Origin of the sequence: Parahaemophilus parainfluenzae (assembly GCF_001055095.1) — a bacterium.
In the GTDB taxonomy this organism is placed as follows: domain Bacteria; phylum Pseudomonadota; class Gammaproteobacteria; order Enterobacterales; family Pasteurellaceae; genus Haemophilus_D; species Haemophilus_D parainfluenzae_Z.
In genome coordinates, this window is the sequence record NZ_JVHG01000005.1 from 1 (window position 1) to 553 (window position 553).

General features: G+C 51.9%; 1 pseudogene. It reads right to left on the reverse strand.

Annotated elements, in window-relative coordinates:
• A pseudogene (locus ADA56_RS01255) lies at nt 1-553 on the reverse strand (hypothetical protein); the annotation flags it as partial.

Genomic DNA, 553 nt, shown 5'->3' on the forward strand with positions numbered 1-553 from the left:
TTTGTCGCCGGTTGCGCCAGTAGCACCTGTGTCACCTTTCTCGCCTTTGTCGCCGGTTGCACCTGTTGCACCTGTGTCACCTTTAGCACCTGTGTCACCTTTAGCACCTGTGTCACCTTTAGCACCTGTTGCACCTGTGTCACCTTTAGCTCCATCTTTCACGATAGTAGTTGTGGTGTTACCGTCACCATCTGTGATCGTTACAGTGTGAGTGCCATTGCCATTGTCTTTAACTTCAGCCTTAGCATTCTTACCATCTTTAATGATAGTAGTTGTGGTTTTACCCTCGCCATCTGTGATGGTTACAGTGTGAGTACCGTTGCCGTTGTCTTTAACTTCAGCTTTAGCATTCTTACCATCTGCACCAGTGTCACCTTTCTCGCCTTTGTCGCCGGTTGCGCCTGTTGCACCTGTTGCGCCTGTAGCACCTGTTGCGCCTGTTGCGCCTGTTGCACCTGTTGCGCCTGTAGCACCAGTTGCGCCTGTAGCACCTGTGTCACCTTTAGCACCAGTTGCGCCTGTAGCACCAGTTGCGCCTGTAGCACCCGTGTCA